Source organism: Cyanobium sp. ULC082 (assembly GCF_977927535.1).
This window is the reverse complement of the sequence record NZ_OZ376397.1, coordinates 865,445-881,215: the sequence shown is the minus strand read 5'-3', so window position 1 is coordinate 881,215 and position 15,771 is coordinate 865,445. Positions and strand designations below refer to the sequence as shown.

General features: G+C 67.7%; 15 protein-coding genes. 4 read left to right on the top strand and 11 right to left on the bottom strand.

Going from position 1 to position 15,771, the window contains the following annotated elements; all coding sequences use genetic code 11:
• The first annotated feature begins 146 nt into the window (after positions 1 to 146).
• On the top strand, positions 147 to 620 hold the full coding sequence (locus tag ACXMDY_RS04710; RefSeq protein ID WP_259700863.1) for a hypothetical protein: 474 nt from the start codon (positions 147 to 149) through the stop codon (positions 618 to 620).
• 53 nt (positions 621 to 673) lie between these two features.
• On the opposite strand, the gene ACXMDY_RS04705 is transcribed toward ACXMDY_RS04710, so the two are convergent.
• Positions 674 to 919: a hypothetical protein gene (locus tag ACXMDY_RS04705; RefSeq protein ID WP_259700864.1), complete on the bottom strand. Its 246-nt coding sequence runs from the start codon at positions 917 to 919 to the stop codon at positions 674 to 676.
• 30 nt (positions 920 to 949) lie between these two features.
• Here ACXMDY_RS04705 and ACXMDY_RS04700 point away from each other — a divergent pair, with 30 nt between their 5' ends.
• Positions 950 to 1,156, top strand: coding sequence for a hypothetical protein (locus ACXMDY_RS04700; protein ID WP_259700865.1), 207 nt, complete (start codon positions 950 to 952; stop codon positions 1,154 to 1,156).
• A 161-nt stretch (positions 1,157 to 1,317) separates the two neighbouring features.
• Here ACXMDY_RS04700 and ACXMDY_RS04695 read toward each other — a convergent pair whose 3' ends face one another.
• From ACXMDY_RS04695 to ACXMDY_RS04650, 10 genes are all read right to left on the bottom strand, one after another.
• Positions 1,318 to 1,659 (bottom strand): c-type cytochrome, encoded by a 342-nt coding sequence (locus tag ACXMDY_RS04695; protein ID WP_259700866.1) that lies wholly within the window; start codon positions 1,657 to 1,659, stop codon positions 1,318 to 1,320.
• A 116-nt stretch (positions 1,660 to 1,775) separates the two neighbouring features.
• Entirely contained in the window at positions 1,776 to 2,120 is a 345-nt protein-coding gene (petE, locus tag ACXMDY_RS04690; protein ID WP_259700922.1) for a plastocyanin, read from the bottom strand.
• A gap of 62 nt (positions 2,121 to 2,182) precedes the next feature.
• Positions 2,183 to 3,187, bottom strand: coding sequence for an NAD-dependent epimerase/dehydratase family protein (locus tag ACXMDY_RS04685; RefSeq protein ID WP_259700867.1), 1,005 nt, complete (start codon positions 3,185 to 3,187; stop codon positions 2,183 to 2,185).
• Complete coding sequence (hemE, locus tag ACXMDY_RS04680; protein ID WP_259700868.1) at positions 3,184 to 4,242, bottom strand: uroporphyrinogen decarboxylase; 1,059 nt, start codon at positions 4,240 to 4,242, stop codon at positions 3,184 to 3,186. The genes ACXMDY_RS04685 and hemE overlap by 4 nt, the downstream gene beginning before the upstream one ends.
• A 44-nt stretch (positions 4,243 to 4,286) precedes the next feature.
• Positions 4,287 to 6,599, bottom strand: coding sequence for a 1,4-alpha-glucan branching protein GlgB (gene glgB / locus ACXMDY_RS04675; RefSeq protein WP_259700869.1), 2,313 nt, complete (start codon positions 6,597 to 6,599; stop codon positions 4,287 to 4,289).
• A 60-nt stretch (positions 6,600 to 6,659) separates the two neighbouring features.
• The gene (locus ACXMDY_RS04670) at positions 6,660 to 7,379 is read right to left on the bottom strand and encodes a DUF3887 domain-containing protein (protein WP_259700870.1); all 720 of its coding nucleotides are present in this window, start codon (positions 7,377 to 7,379) and stop codon (positions 6,660 to 6,662) included.
• A gap of 17 nt (positions 7,380 to 7,396) precedes the next feature.
• Positions 7,397 to 8,998, bottom strand: a complete 1,602-nt coding sequence (locus tag ACXMDY_RS04665; protein WP_311133925.1) for a CocE/NonD family hydrolase — start codon at positions 8,996 to 8,998, stop codon at positions 7,397 to 7,399.
• Positions 8,999 to 9,310: a hypothetical protein gene (locus ACXMDY_RS04660; protein ID WP_259700871.1), complete on the bottom strand. Its 312-nt coding sequence runs from the start codon at positions 9,308 to 9,310 to the stop codon at positions 8,999 to 9,001.
• Between the two features lie 71 nt (positions 9,311 to 9,381).
• Positions 9,382 to 9,801, bottom strand: a complete 420-nt coding sequence (locus ACXMDY_RS04655; RefSeq protein ID WP_259700872.1) for a DUF4332 domain-containing protein — start codon at positions 9,799 to 9,801, stop codon at positions 9,382 to 9,384.
• Positions 9,798 to 10,265: a Ycf51 family protein gene (locus ACXMDY_RS04650; RefSeq protein ID WP_259700873.1), complete on the bottom strand. Its 468-nt coding sequence runs from the start codon at positions 10,263 to 10,265 to the stop codon at positions 9,798 to 9,800. Before ACXMDY_RS04650 ends, ACXMDY_RS04655 begins: the two co-directional genes overlap by 4 nt.
• A gap of 69 nt (positions 10,266 to 10,334) precedes the next feature.
• On the opposite strand from ACXMDY_RS04650, the gene ACXMDY_RS04645 reads away from it, so the two are divergent.
• Together ACXMDY_RS04645 and ACXMDY_RS04640 are read left to right on the top strand one after the other, a co-directional pair.
• Positions 10,335 to 14,825 (top strand): translocation/assembly module TamB domain-containing protein, encoded by a 4,491-nt coding sequence (locus ACXMDY_RS04645; protein WP_259700874.1) that lies wholly within the window; start codon positions 10,335 to 10,337, stop codon positions 14,823 to 14,825.
• Positions 14,825 to 15,769, top strand: coding sequence for an ROK family protein (locus ACXMDY_RS04640; protein WP_259700875.1), 945 nt, complete (start codon positions 14,825 to 14,827; stop codon positions 15,767 to 15,769). Before ACXMDY_RS04645 ends, ACXMDY_RS04640 begins: the two co-directional genes overlap by 1 nt.
• Positions 15,770 to 15,771 lie beyond the last annotated feature (2 nt).

Genomic DNA, 15,771 nt, shown 5'->3' with positions numbered 1-15,771 from the left:
GGATGACGGCAATGGGGGAGGTTTCAAAACCGTATGCGAGCTCCCTGGTTTCCACAGGATGGGCCTGCCGAAACAAATGGCGAACCAACCGAACCGACCGCCGGGCCCTCTCATAGGTTCCCCTGGCGACCCCAGACACAGACCCGATGATGCGCCTCCATCCCATTTCCACCCTGCTCGCCCTTCCCCTGCTGGCGCTGACTGGCATTCCGGCGCAGGCAGCTTCGAATTGTGGGCTGCTCGATGCCGTGGGCGGCGGCACCAGCATCAGCAAAACGATCCAGCTGGATGGCCCGCTGGTGTTCCCGTTCGGGAGAACCAATTTCAACACTGATTTCATCGTCAGCCGTCCGTACAGGAGCTATCTGGTCAACTTCAGGTCCACCTCCAGCAAGCCCGGTCCCTACCCGATTCAGGCCTATCTCAAGTTCAGCGACGGCACGAATCTGCAGGTGGTGAATCAGACCCTGGATGCCAAACCCGGCCAGTTCAGGCAGTTCGGTCCCTTCGCCTCCCTCGGCGGCAAACTGGTCAGCCAGGTGAACGTCAAGGTGGGCTCGGGATACAACGCCAACGCCACCGGCTTCAGCTATGTGGTTTCGGTCTACGGCTGCCGTTGATGCTGTGCCGGGCTCTTTGATTGTGTTGGTGCCTTCTAAGGCGCTGCCAGCGCTCAGAGTTCAATGCCTCGGGTGGGCCTGGGACAGAGCCTGAGGGGGCAGCCGTCGGGCGCGTAGATGGCATCGGCTGGGGAGAGGCAGCCGGCGGCGTTCTTGGCCGGCACCTGAGCCGGTGGAAGGCGCTTCGGCTGCAGGAACGCCTCCTCGCGGGGCACCAGCAGGGGACAGCTCTTCTGGGCCTGGGCGCCGGCCGATCCGATCAGCATCGAGGCGCCCAGCACCAGCACACGCGCGATCATGATGGGGTCTTGTTCAGGCTTCACTGAAGCATGGCCGACGAGCAGGATCAGGAGCTGGTGGAACGGCTGGCGGAGCAATCACGCCGCTTCGATGGCACCGGCAACGATCCGGAGCGCAACTGCTGGATGGCGGTTCATCAGCACACCCATGGGGTGTTGCCGAGTGAATACGACATCCGCGAAGTCCCGGAAGACCTCTATCTCGCCGTGCTCGCCCATCGCCGCTCCCAGGACTGAGGGGCGGATCGGCGCGGAGTTTCCAGCAAAAAACCCTGTCGATCAGGACAGGGTTGGGAAGCAGCAGCCTTAGCAAGGACAGAGCTTGGTGCCCTTGCCGGGAGCTGATTGAACCGGTGAATCAGTGCTGGACCGGGCCTGGCTGCCGGGATGGCTGCCGTTCAGCTCCAGCCTTTGCCGGCCATTTCCTCGACGTAGGCGGCCACGTCGGAGATGTCAGCTTCGGTGAGTTTGCCAAGGAACGCAGGCATGGCGTTCTTGCCCTTGGTGACCTGCATGGCGATGGCCGCTTCGTGGTCGGTGCTGTAATCGGCGAGATAGGCCTCCAGGGCGTCTTGCTTCAAGGTGCGCTCGGCGTTGACCACGTTGCCGCCACCCATGTGGCAGGCGGCGCAGTTGGCCGAGAAGACCTGGCCACCGTGGGCCGCATCGGCGGCGAAGCTGGGTGCTGCCCCCAGCAGAAAAGCGAGGCAGAGGGCGAAGAAGCTGATCAGGCGGCGCATCGAAAAAACGGGCAACCCGACAAAGCTAGAAGCCTCCCCTGCCAGCGGGAAGTACGAATGGCCAGGATCGAAACAATCTCGTAACCCTCGCTGGCCAGGGGGGCTGATCAACAGCTTCACTGCACAATCACCCTGCCCACCATTCCCGCCCCGCGGTGCGGCTCACACCAGTAGGTGAAGGTGCCGGGCTCCGCGAAGGTTTCCTCCCAGCTTTCGCCCTCGGCGAAAACCAGTGCGGTGTGGCTCAGTTCCTCGTGGCCATCGAAGACGGCGTTGTGGGGAGCCAGGCGGTTGTTCACGAAGCGGACGGTGTCGCCCCGGGCGATCGTGAGGCTGCTGGGTTCAAAGGCGAGCATGCCGCCATCGGTGCCGAGCTTCACTTCCAGAATGGCGGCTTGCGCCGGAAGGGCCGTGATCAGCACGAGCCAGAGCAGCAGCCCGCAGCGGAGCAGGCAGGCCATCGGTCGGAAGCGGTGCATGGTGTCAGAGAACGCTGACGCCAACCATAGGAATCGCTCCCGCTTCAGCGTTGCCCATCCCGCTGGGGCAACCCCGCGGTTTCAAAGGCCAGCTCGAGCGTGGGGGCGAGGCTCACCAGGCCGAACCGCTCCGGCGGACTGATCGGCTCATGCACGAAGTGGCGTTGCTGGATGCTGAAGCGATCCCAGTCATTGAGCTCGATCGGCAGCACCTTGATCAGGGCATTGATCAACCAGCCACTGAGGGGGATCGCAAACCAGGGCCTTCGGATCCGCCGCCAGCGGCACAGCCGCGTCACGGTGTCGTCGACGGTGACCGCTGGCTGGCCGAGCACCAGGCGACGCACCGATCCCTGGCCGGGTTCCGGGTTGGCCCGGTGCGGTTGGAGCGCCAGGTTCACACACACCCGGGCGATGTCCTCGGCATGGATGAAATGGAAGCTGGCCTCAGCCTTCAACCAGCGGGCCAGCCACAGCCAGCGCACCACCTCCTTGAGCCCGGCGGTGAGATAGCTGGCGGGCAACGCTCCACCCGGCTGCACCGTTCCGCCGAACACCAGGGTGGGAAAGACGGCCACGATCCGCTCGGCCATGGGGTGGACCTCCAGTTGCTGCAGGCAGAGAGCCTTCGTCTGGATGTACTCGGTGCCGTAGGCCGCCGCTTCGGGCAGCAGCTGCAGATGGCGATCGAGAATGCTGGCCGTGGAGAAGTAGATCACCTGCTCCAGCCGCTGCGGATCGGTGCGAGCGAGCAGCTCCTTGACCGCCACCACGTTCACCTGGTGGGCCCGCTCCGGATCACCCCAGGCGGTGGCGGTGTGAATGATCCGATCGGCCGAGGCGATCGCGGCGGCGTGGGGTTGCTGATCGCGCAGATCACCCACCAACAGGGTGATCCGGGGATCGTGGCGGGGCACGGCGGTGAGCTTGGCCGGATCCCGCAGCCAGAGCAGCAGCTCCACGTTGGAGCCGTGATACAGCTGCTGGGCGATCGCCTGGCCGACACAGCCACTGGCCCCGGTGATCAGGACCCTGGTCGGTGCCGTCAAACAGCCGCTCCGATCAGCTCGTTCACCGACTTGCCCGCTTCGAAGAACGCCTGGGCGTTGCACTCAGGCGTGCCGGGCAGGATGCCGTGGCCGAGGTTGAGGATGTGGCGGCGGCCGCGGGCCTTGCGCACGGTGTCCACCACGCGGGCCCGGATCGCCTCGGGCGTGCCGAACAGCAGCCCTGGATCCACATTGCCCTGCACCCCAAGGTGCTCTGGCAACCTGGCGATGCCGTCGGCCATGTCCACGGTCCAGTCGAGCGAGATGAAATCGACACCGGTTCTTGCCATCCGCTCCAGCACCCCGGCGCTGCCGGAGATGTAGAGGATCAGCGGCGTGTCGGGGTGGGTGGCCTTGACCTGATCCACCACCCGTTTCTGGTAAGGGGCCGCGAAGACGTCGTAGTCGATCGGGCTGAGCTGGCCGGCCCAGGAGTCGAACAGCTGCACCACCTGGGCGCCACTGTCAATCTGGAAGCGCACGTAGGTGGCGATCGAATCGGCCAGGTGACCGAGCAGCTGATGCAGCAGGGCGGGCTCCTGGAAGGCCATCGCCTTGATCACGGCGTAGTTCTTGCTGCTCCTACCTTCCACCGCGTAGGCGGCGAGGGTCCAGGGGGCGCCGACGAAACCAAGCACCGCCGCCTGGTTGCCGACGCTCTGCCTGAGGCGGCTGAGCACCTCCCCCACGAAGGGCAGGGCTTCAGCCGGATTCAGTTGCCGCAAGGCATCCACCTGGGCCTGGCTGCGGATCGGGGGATCGATGATCGGTCCCTTGCTCTCGATGATGTCGAAGTCGATGCCGATCCCGGGCAGCGGCGTGAGGATGTCGGAGAACAGGATCACGCCATCGGGCTGGAAGGCCCGGAAGGGCTGCATCGAGATCTCGTAGGAGAGGTCGGCGTTTTCGGATCGCTCCCTGAAGCCCGGATGGCGATCGCGCAGGTCGCGGTACACCTTCATGTAGCGACCGGCCTGGCGCATCATCCAGACAGGCGGACGCTCCACCTGCTCGCCACGGGCGGCGCGCAACAGCAGGGGGAGGGAATCGGCCATGGGAGGAAACGGTGCCGGAGGCAGAGGCGAAGCCAGGGGCGAACCTACCCGACCAGAAGACCGCTGCTGGGCGCTTCTTCACACGGCTCCTGGCTGCGCTCCCCATCCCGCTGAAGCACCAGGACGCTGAGCGGTGGCAGGCAGAGGTCAAGGGAATGGCAGTAATCGTGCATCGGTGATTCCTCGCTGAACTTGCCACCCAGATTGCCGAGGTTGCTGCCGCCATAGCGGCTGCTGTCGGTGTTGAAGACCTCGGCATAAAACCCATCCAGCGGAACGCCGATGCGGTAGTTGGAATGGCTCTGGGGAGTGAAGTTGGCCACCACAACCAGCCAGCGGCCGCTGATCTCCTCGCGCCGCATGAAGCTGATCACCGAATTGCGGTTGTCGCTGCAATCAATCCACTGGAAGCCGTATTGAACGAAGTCGTCACGCCAGAGGGCAGGCTCATTGCGATAGAAGATGTTGAGGTCGTCAACGAGGTTCAGCAAGCCCTGGTGAGGTTCGTGCTGGAGCAGATTCCACTCCAGATCACCCCAGACGTTCCATTCAGACCGCTGACCGAACTCCATGCCCATGAAGATGGTTTTCTTGCCGGGGTGGGTCCACATGAAGGCGAGCAGGGCACGCACGTTGCCGAACTTCTGCCAGTCATCACCTGGCATCTTGTTGAGCAGGTTGCTTTTGCCATGCACGACTTCGTCGTGACTGAGGGCAAGCATGAAGTTCTCGGTGTAGTGATACCAGATCGAGAAACTGATGTTGTTCTGGTGGAACTGGCGCAGCCACGGATCGAGCTCGAAGTAATCGAGCATGTCGTGCATCCAGCCCATGTTCCACTTGAGGTTGAAGCCAAGCCCGCCGAGATGGGTGGGTTTTGTCACCATCGGCCAGGTGGTGGATTCTTCGGCAATCGAGAGAGCACCTGGGAAGTGCTGGAAGAGCACCGTGTTGGCCTGCTGGAGGAAGCGCACCGCCTCGAGGTTCTCGCGGCCGCCATGCTCGTTGGCCAGCCATTCGCCATCGGGCCGGAGATAGTCGCGATAGAGCATCGAGGCCACCGCATCCACCCGGATGCCATCGATGTGAAACTCCTCGAACCAGTAGATCAGGTTCGCCACCAGGAAGTTGCGAACCTCATTGCGGCTGTAGTTGAAGATCAGGGTGCCCCATTCCTTGTGCTCACCGATGCGTGGGTCGGCGTTCTCGTAGAGGTGGGCGCCATCGAAGAAGGCCAGGCCGTGGCTGTCCTTGGGAAAGTGGCCGGGGACCCAGTCGAGCAGCAGACCGATCCCCTCGGCGTGGCAGCGATCAACGAAGGCCCGGAACTCATCGGGGCTGCCGAACCGGCTGGTGGGGGCATAGAAGCCTGTGACCTGATATCCCCAGGATCCATCGAAGGGATGCTCGGCGATCGGCATCAGCTCGATGTGGGTGAAGCCCCGCTGCTTCACGTAGGGAATCAGGCGATCGGCGAGCTCGGGATAGGTGAGCAGCCGGGCACCGGGCTTCAGATCAGCGGCCGCCACCGGGGCACGAGGCGTGCCGTCGGCTTCGCGGTAGGGCTCATCGCTGGACCCGTGCATCCAGCTGCCGAGGTGCAGTTCATAGACGGCGATCGGCTGATCGAGGGGATCTCTGGCCTCACGCTGCTCCAGCCAGGCCTGGTCGCTCCAGCGGTACGTGCCTAGGGCGGCCACCACTGAACCGGTCTGGGGACGGAGTTCATGCTGGAAGCCGTAGGGGTCGGCTTTCTGATAGCAATGGCCCTGCGGACTGCGCACCTCGTATTTGTAGATGGTGCCGACGGCCAGGCCGGGAATGAACAGCTCCCAGATGCCGCCGAGCCGTTGCTGCATCGGATGGTGGCGTCCATCCCAGTTGTTGAAGCCACCGAGCATGGCCACGCTGCGGGCATTCGGGGCCCAGAGAGCGAACTGCACGCCCTCGATCCCCTCCCGGCAGCAGGGGTGGGCGCCGAGCCGATGCCAGATGTGGTGATGGTTCCCTTCGGCGAACAGATGCCGGTCCAGCTCCCCCATCCACTCCTGACGGAAGGCCCAGGGATCGTGCTGGATGTGCTCGATGCCAGCCCGGCTCACCTTCAGGCGATAGGTGCAGCCTGGATCGGCTGGGAGACGGGTTTCAAACAACCAGCGGTGCTGGGAGCTGGCCATGGTCAGTTCCTGGCCATCCAGCAACAGGCTGACCCGATCCGCCTCCGGCATCCAGGCCCTTACGACCCAGCCATCCGCTTCGGGCTGGGGACCGAGCACCGCGAAGGGGTGGTCGTGGGAGCACTGTTCAAGCCGCTCGCCGTCCTGGCTGATCCCGTCGAGGCTGGCGGCGGGAAGCATGGAGGGCTCGCATTGGGAGGGTGAACCTTAGATCGCCGTGGTTGGTGGAACTGCCGTTGATCAGGGTGTGCTGGCTCCGTCCTGTCGCTTCAGTTGTTCAGGGAAGTCGATCCCGATGATGTGATTGCCGGAATCGAGAATCACGAAAAGGTTGTCAGTGAGACGGTTGAACTGGGTGGTGACCAGCACCAGCTGCTGATCGCCGCCCTGGCTGGCCACCACCGTGCCCCTCACGCGCTGGAAGCTGCCCGTGAGCTTTTCGAGATCCTTCCAGCGGTTGAGCATGTCCTGCGGGCTGATCTGCTCCTGCAGTTGGAGAGAAAGCAGGCTCCGCGCCTCCACCACCTTCCCCTGGCTGAGCGCCTTGATGAAGTTGTTGGCTACCTGACGGACCGGCGTGTCATTGAGATCCCGTTCCCAGCCCAGCAGCCGTCCCCGGTCGTCGATCACCAGCACCAGAGGATGGGTTCCGGTGGCTGTGAGCAGCTCCACCTCCACCGTGCTGTCGTCGGCGCCCACCAGCACCTCCTTGATCCTGCTGCTCAGGATCGGCTCCTGCTGCTGCATCCGCTCCCGAACCCGCTCCGGTGTGGTGGAGCGCTGCAGATCCGGGGCCAGCAGGTTGTAGATGGCCTGGTTGTTCCTGCGTTGCAACCCCTCGATGATCGTGGCGGCGGCGTTGCGGGCCTGCTCCGGATTCAGGGCGGAGCTGGCCAGGGCGGGCGGCAGCCAGGCGCTGCAGGCAAAAACCACGGCCAGCAGAGGGACAGGCAACTTCACAGAGAAACATTCGAGAATCAGTCCAGTCTGGCCGAAGACCCAGGTAGCAGCCCAAGCGAGGCTCCAGGCAGCAACAATTGCAGGCTGATCACCCGGTGCTCAGGCCCGGCCGGGCCCAGGGGGATCGCGCCGGTTCCCGGGTTCACGGCGATCTGAGGCCAGGCAGCGGCAGCCACGGAAAGACGCAGCTGTTCACCGGTGCGCAGGCTGGCCAGCAGGGGCTGGAAGAGGATCCGCCGCCGCTGCCCCCGCAGGCAATCCGGGCCGAGGAAGCGCCCCACCGCCGTACTGATCTGCAGCACCTGCTCCCCCTGGCCTCGCACGATCGAGAGGGCCGCACAGAGATCGAAGCCGGGCTGATCGGCGGCCACCTCCAGCTCCAGCTGCAGTTGCCCCTGCAGACGGAGCGCCCTGGGGAGCGGGGCGGTCGTGAAGCAGGCCACATCGCTGCGGCGATCCAGGTCGCCCCGCTCCACCGGGCCGGCATCCAGCCCGAGGTGTCCGCCCCGGCCCGGTGCCGGCCGCCAGGGATCGTGCACCAGCCAGACCTCACCGCCGCCAGCGTCGTCGTCCTCCGGACCCAGCAGCCGGCCTTCCCGGTGATCGATCGCGGCGAGACCATCACTGGCCAGCCGCCAGGGGACCGATGGGATCCCGGCGCCGGCGGCATCCGACCAGAGGCCGCTGCCCAGATCGGCGAGGCGCTGCCGGGCCGGGGGAAGTGCTGCGGGCCGATCGCGGAGGTGCTGATCGAAGAAGAGCAGCTGCAGCCGGTCGAGACCGCCATCCCAGTCGAGGTGGCTCCAGGCACCGATCCGCAGCAGGGGGTCGCCACCGGCCTGCAGGCTGCGGTGGTGAAGATCGAGCACGCCGCCGAGCTGGGCGTCCCACCAGCCGCCCACCAGCAGCATCGGCCGGCGCAGCAGGGCCACCGAGGGCTGGTGAATGCACCAGCCCTCGGCGCTGCCAGGATCCAGGCCCAACCAGCCCAGGCCCATCCCGGCGGGGTCATGGCGCCGCAGCAGCTCCAGTCCGTCGGCCAGGAAATGGCCCGACTGAAGGCTGCGGCGGATCGTGGTCCAGGCCAGCTCATCCCCCTGGCGCCGCACGGTTTCGGCGGCGAGCTGCAGGGCCCAGGCCAGGCCGAGCGCCCAGCGGTGGGCACCGCCATCGCTGGCCCAGTGCAGCCGTTCATCCAGGCCGGTCATCGCCGGCACCAGGCAGTCCGGGGTCAGGTCCGGGTTGTCGCTGAGCAACTGGGTGAGGCCCTGGTACGAAAAGCCGTAGGTGCCGAGACGGCCGTTGCTCCAGGACTGAGAACGGGCCCAGGCCAGGGCCGTGGCTCCATCACGGGCCTCCTGGGCGAAGCCGCCGAAATCGCCGCCGGAGTCACCCCGGCCCCGCACGTCCTGCACTGCCACCACATAGCCCTCTCTGGCATACCAGTGGGGATGGGCACTGGTGACGGTGGAGGCGATCCTGCGGCCGTAGGGCTGCCTGAGCAACAGCACCGGCCAGCGACCGGCGCCACCTGGCTTCCAGATCCGGGTGGCCAGCCGCACCCCATCGGGGCAGGGCATCCAGGTGTCCAGCACCTCCACCGAGAGCGGCGGGACCACTCAGCGAACGTCGGGGCAGTGCAGGCCCACCACGTAGGTGGTGACGATCTCGGCGTCAGCCAGGCTGATGTTCTGGCGCTGGGCCACCATCGCGATCGCCTGGGGCGAGGTGGAGCGGATGCCCTGGCCGTTGAGCTGGCGCAGCTCGTTGCAGAGGCTCTTGGCCACCTGCGGATTCTGCTTGACCGATTCGAGCAGGGGGGAGGCGGCGAGTGCCGTGCCGTGGCCGCCGGCCAGGGTGATCACCGCTGCCACGGCGAGGCCCCGCCGCAACGGCTTGAGGCTCAGGAACGGAGCACGATCAGGATTCACGGAACAACCAGCCCCAAAGGGGGTACATCTCCATTTGAGAGCTGCCCCAGCCCCGCCATGGCTGGATCGGGTCAGTTTGGTGAGCGACCGGTGACCCGGCGGGCAGTGCTGATCCAGGCGCGCACCGTCGTGGCCGTCACCATCGGCATCGACGTGCCGGTCAGGGAGCGTTGCAGCCGACCGAGTTGCACCACGAGTTGCTGCGGCGAAGCCTGGGCCAGACCATCGGCCGAGGCGATCCCGGCATAGAGCAGCAGGGCCGCCTCGACTGGTGCCAGACCCACCGCCGTGATCAGTCGGGCCTGGCCGCGCAGTTTGATCAACCGCTGCTCCGAGGCGCCGCGACGGGCCAGCCGCCGCAGGTCGTGGTCGGCAAGCCCGGCCAGATCGATCCAGCGGCTGACACCATCCGCTTCCAGTTCCTGCTGCTCCGCCTGGAAGTGGCTCGGCAACGGAGCGATCGACCCTTCGGCCTGGCCTGCGGCGCTCAAGGCAGCAGGAGGGCCACGTCACCCTGGGCATTGCGGGTGGCTTCGGCCAGCACCACCGGCCGGCTGACGCCCGGGCCCGCCGATTCCACCCTTCGCAGGCGCACATGCACCAGTCCATCGGGGGTGTTGCGACCGTTGCCGCGCAGGTTGAGAGCCAATTGCTGAACGGTGGGACCGAAGGCCTCCGGAGCCAGATCCGGCCCCGCCGTGGCCACCACGAGGTTGGTGCCGTTGTCGAAAACGATCGGTGCGTTCATCGCACCTTCCACCTCGACACGAGGGTTGTAGCTGATCGCGAAGGCCAGGCAGGAGAGTGAGAGCAGGGCGGTGAAGCTGGTGATCCCCACCAGGCGGAAGCGAATTCCCCAGCCGGCCACGAAGCCCGCCACCATCAGCAGTGCCAGCACGCCGCTGGCTGCTCCGAGCCATTTCCCCACGGCCAGCAGCAGGGGATCGACGGGCATGGGGGGCTGGGCGAGGGCGGAATCACCTTATAGATTGCGCCCACCTCAGCCGGTAACCACAACGTTCCGATGGGGCTGCCCAAGGTCAACTGGCGCCGTTCCATCGTTGTCGGTGGTGTTCTGCTCGGTGCCACCAGCCTGGCCGGGCTCTGGTTCGGTGCCGACCATCTGGCGGGTCGCATCTACCGGCAGTGGCGCCCGGATCTGGAGCGGCAGATCGGGCGTGGCCTCGGCCATCCGCTCCAGCTCGGTCCCTACCGCGGCCTGAGACCCTGGGGTCTGCTGATCGGCCCGAGCCGGATCAGCCCGAGCGCGAAGGATGGCTCCCGCGCCTCGCTGCAGAGTCTGGAGGTGTCGATCGCACCGCTGGCCAGCCTGCGCCGACGCCTGCCGGTGCTGCAGCTGGGCGTGGGCGGTGGCGATCTGCAGCTGGTGCGCAACGCCAGCGGTCGCTTCTGGGTGTTCGGTGGCGGTGCGGCTGGCAAGCCGCCGCGGCTGGACCTGGCCATCCGCCTCACCGACCGGGCCCGGGTCCGGGTGGAGCCCTTCGGCCTCGATCTGGCGGTGGAGGGGGGACTTTCGGTCAAGCTTGATCGCAGCCAGGTGGATTGGCAAGGCCTGGCGCAGCTGCCGCCTGCTGCCGGGTCTGAATCGCCCGGACGCTTCCAGCTGGGTGGTGGCGCCAACTGGGACACCGGTGACCTCAGGCTCCAGCTCGGTATCCGGGAGCAGCCCCTCGCTCCCCTGGCCCGTTTCTGGCCGGATCTGCGCAGCAGCACTGATCTGAGCGGCCGGCTGGCCGGTCGTCTGGTGCTGGCACGCCAGGGGGGACGCCAGCGCTGCGACGGCAGCCTGCGCCTCCAGGACCTGCGGCTGCGGGATCGTCTCCTGCCGGCGCCGCTCAACCTGGAGTGGCTGGCGTTGCGCTGCAGCGGCGATCGCCTCGATCTGGCCAGCAGTCCCTGGAGCATGGCCAACTGGCGTGGCAGCGCCCGCGGAGCCCTGGCGCTGAACCGCTGGTTCGACCTGAAGCTGACGGCCGCCGACCCGAAGCGTGGCGATCGGCTCGGTCTGGCCCTGCGGGGGGCCTGGAACCAGCCGCGCCTGGAGCTCACCGGCCTGATCCCGCTCGGGCGCGGCACGCCGGCCAGCCCCGAACCCCTGCGGATGGCCGGAGAGATCCAGGTGGATCGGCGCAAGGGGCTCAGCCTCCAACTGGCGCAGCTGCAGCTCAACTCCGGGCGCTCGCAGCTGCAGGCCCGGGGGATGCTCTGGCCCCGGCTGGATCTGCGCAGCCGTTCCCTTGAGCTGCATCCTTCGCTCTGGCGCTCAGCCGCCTGGCTGAGGCCGCTGCTGGGGGCCGAGCAGTGGGTGGAGGGTCAGCTGGCGCTCAGCGGTGCCTGGGCTGATCCGCGCCTGCGGGGGCTGTTCACCCAGGGCAGGCGGCCCCTGCTGGAGATCGAGGCCCGCCGCAGCGGCGCCACTGGCCTGAGCGCCGCCCTGCGGGCACCCGCCGGTCTGCGCCTGAACCAGGCGGCGGTGCTGGGACCGGCCAGCGCCAGCCTGCTCTGGCGCGACAACCTGCTGCGGCTGGAGGATCTGCGCAGCGTCGAGCTGCAGGCCAGCGGCCTGCTCCCCCTGCGCTGGCAGAACCGCCGGGGCCTGGTGGCCGGTGATCTCGCCCTTGAGCTGGAGGCGGCGCCCTTCCAGTTGCAGCGGCTCAGCCCCCTGGTGGGGGTGCAGCTGGGTGGTGATCTGGCCGCCAGCGGAAGCCTGCGGGGCCCCCTGGCCCGGCTCCGCCCCGACCTGGAGATCACCCTGCGCAATCCGGCCAGCGGTCCGCTGCGACTGCAGGAAACCTGGCGTGGCCGCCTGATCGGCCAGCTCGGCAGCGGCGGGGAGTTGCGCATGACGGCCCAGCCTCCAGGACTGCCGGCCGAGCTGCGGGCCAGCCTGGCGGCGAATGGACTCCCCCGCCAGGTGCTGCTGCGGCGCGGCCAGGGGTCGCTGAAACTGGAGGGCTCCCCGCAGCGCTACAGCTGGTCGGCCCGCGCGCTGCCGCTCGAGGGTCTGCTGCTCACCGCCGGAGCCCGGGCCACGCCTGGCCCGCTGGGGGGGCTGCTGGGCGGCCAGGGCAGCCTCGATCTCCAACCCCTGGCGATGCAGGGAAGGCTCACGGTGGAGCGTCCGGTGCTGCTGCAACTGCAGGGCCAGCGGCTGAGCGCAAGCGGCCAGTACCGGCAGCAGCTGTTCCGGATCCAGGGGGCCTTTCAACCCTTGGGGGGTGGTTCGGTGGCCTTCAACGGCCAGGGGCGCCGTGGCGGCGCCCTGCGGGCCGGCTTCGAGGGCCGGGCCCTGCCCCTGAGCTTCTTCGAGCAGCTCAGCGATGCCTGGCCCCAGCTCCAGGGGGCACCAGCAGTGCCGAGGGGGCGTGCTGCGGAGCTCGGTAACGGCTGGATCGCCAACCTGGGCGGCACGCTCGATCAGCAGCTGGCCGCCCTCGACCGGGCCCGTCAACGGCTGAACGATGCACGGCTCTCACCACTGAATTCGCCCCGCTTCCATCCCGAGGACCTGCGCGGCCTGGTGGATGCCGATCTGACCCTGCAGGGACCCTCGCTCCGTGCCCTGCGTGTGGACCTGGCCGCGAAGGCCCATCTCTGGCAGAAGGGGGACAACCAGGACGAGGCCCTGCTGCTCGATCCCCTGCTGGTGACGGTGCGGGGTCCCCTCGGCGGTGGCACGGGACGTTTCGGCATCGAGGGGTTGCCGCTCAGCCTGCTGGCCCTGCTCACCCCGGTGCCCAGGGGCCTGCGGGGAGCCCTCGATCTGCGGGGTGATTTCCGGCTGGCCGGGGCCGGGAGCGGTTTCAGCACCAGCGTGGCGCTGCGCCAGGGAAGCCTGAACGACACGCCCCTGCGGCTGGAGCAGGGGGAACTGCAGCTCGGCGACGGCAAGCTGGCCTTCCAGGCTTCGCTGCGCGGTGGTGATGCCGAGAACAGTGTCGACCTGATCGGCACGGTGCCCCTCGATCCGGCCGCCGAGGGCCTGAGGTTGCGGCTCTCCAGCCGGGGCGATGGTCTGCGCTTCCTCAACGAGCTGGCCGCTTCTGAGCCGATCTGGCGGCAGGGCAGTGCCGACCTGGAGCTGCTGGTGCGCGGCAGCAGGCTGCAGCCGGTGGCGAATGGTTTTCTGCGCTTCCGCGACGGCGGCCTGCTGCTGGCCGGGCAGCAGGTGCGCGACCTGGAGGCCACGATCCTGTTCGATTTCCAGGAGCTGCTGGTCCAGGAGTTCAGTGCCCGGCTCGGCGAGCGGGGCAGGCTGAAGGCTGCCGGCGGGCTGGGGCTCTTCGAGGCCACTGACCAGCGCACCCCCCTGGCGGTGGAGATCAGCGATGCCGAGATCAGTGTGCCCAGGCTCAAGGCACGCCTCGATGGCGAGCTTTCGATCGCCGGCAGCCTGCTGAAGCCCAGCCTTGGCGGGGATCTGCAGGTGAGTCGGGGCACGATCAATGGCCAGCAGGGTGAGCTGGCTCGCGTCGATGCCGATGGCGCCGTGAAGCCCGTGGCGATCCCCCAGCTGGTGGAGCAGGGCTGGGACTTCAAGCAACCTCTGCTGCTGCTGGGTCCGGAGGTGGAAACCAGCACGGGGCTGGCCCTGCGCGAGGCGATTCCGAACTTCGCCTATCTGCGGCTCAGCGACCTGCGGCTGCGGTTCGGCCCCGACCTGCTGGTGGTTTCACCGCCGCTGGCCTCGTTCAAGACCGGTGGCCTGCTCACCCTCAACGGCCCGATCGATCGCAGCCTCAAGGCCAGTGGCGTGGTGCGGCTGCTGAGCGGTCGACTGAGCTTCTTCACCACCGTCTTCACGCTCGATCCCGATGCGCCCAACGTGGCGGTGTTCACCCCCAGCCAGGGGCTGGTGCCGTTCGTGGACATCGCCCTGCGCACCCGTGTCTCGAACACCCTGAGCATCGGCCGTGACCGCAATCCGATCAGTGAGTTCGACCTCCGCGGCGGCTTCACACCGCTGGATCAGCTCAGCCTGGTGCGGGTGTCGCTGAAGGTGAGCGGGCCAGCCGACCAGCTCGCCGATTCGATCGAACTGAGCAGCAACCCGCCCCTCTCCCGGGATCGATTGGTGGCCCTGATCGGTGGCAACACGGTGGCCGGCCTCGGCGGTGGCAACGCCACAGCCGCCCTGGCCACGGTGGTGGGCCAGTCGCTGCTCTCGCCGGTGCTGAGCAGCCTGGGGGATGCCCTGGGCGAACGGGTCAGCTTTGCGGTCTACCCCAGTTTCGTGACCCCGACAATCAGCCAGGGCAGCACGACCGGCCAGATCAGCCGCCGCCGCGTGCCCAGCCAGCTGGTGCTCGGCACCGAGCTGGGCCTCGATCTGAGCCAGCGGTTCAATTTTTCGGTTCTGGCGGCGCCGAACCGCAGCGACATCCCGCCCCAGCTCACCCTGCGCTATCAGATCAACGACAGTGTCGGGCTGCAGGGTTCCTTCGACACCGATGGCCGCTGGCAGACCCAGATGCAACTCTTTCTGCGCTTCTGATGCCAGCCGCTCCCGCCCCACCAGCCAGGCTGAACCCCGCCGAGCAGGCCGAGCTGATCGGCGTGGATCTTGGCGGCACGGCGATCAAGCTGGGCCGCTTCAATGCCGACGGCCAGCTGCTGGCGGAGCTGAGCTGGCCCACGCCCCAGCCGGCCCTGCCCGGTGCCGTCACGATGGCCCTGGCCGAGGCGATCACGGCGATCGATCCGCAGCGCCAGGCGGTGGCGGTGGGCATCGGTCTGCCAGGGCCGATGGATGCCGCCGGCCGGGTGGCCCGGGTCTGCATCAACCTGCCCGGCTGGCACGACGTGCCCCTGGCGGCCTGGCTGGAGCCACGGCTGGGTCGGCCGGTGACCCTGGCCAACGACGGCAACTGCGCCCTGCTGGGCGAGGCCTGGTGCGGCGCCGCCCGGGGCCACGGCGACGTGTTGCTGCTCACCCTGGGCACAGGGGTGGGTGGAGGTGTGCTGCTGGCCGGCCAGCTGTTCAGCGGCCACAACGGGGCGGCGGCGGAGCCCGGCCTGATCTGCCTCGACCCAAACGGGCCAGCCTGTAACAGCGGCAACCGGGGCTCGCTGGAGCAGTACTGCAGCATCGCCGGACTGGCCCGGCTCAGCCCCCTGGATCCCCATGAGCTGGTGCGCCGGGCCGAGCTGGGCGAGGCGGAGGCCCAGGCGATCTGGAATCAGTACGGGCGCTGGCTGGGCATCGGCATCAGTTCTCTGGTCTACGTGCTCACCCCGGAGCTGGTGTTGCTGGGGGGTGGGCTGAGCGCCGCCAGCCCCCACTTCCTGCCGGCCCTCTGGCGGGAGGTGGAAGAGCGGGTGGAGCCGGCCAGCCGGGAGGGGCTGCGGATCGAGCGCTGCGCCCTCGGCAACGGTGCCGGCCGGCTGGGGGCGGCCCGGCTCGCCCTCGAGCGGCTGGTGCTCCGCCGCTTGGGATGATG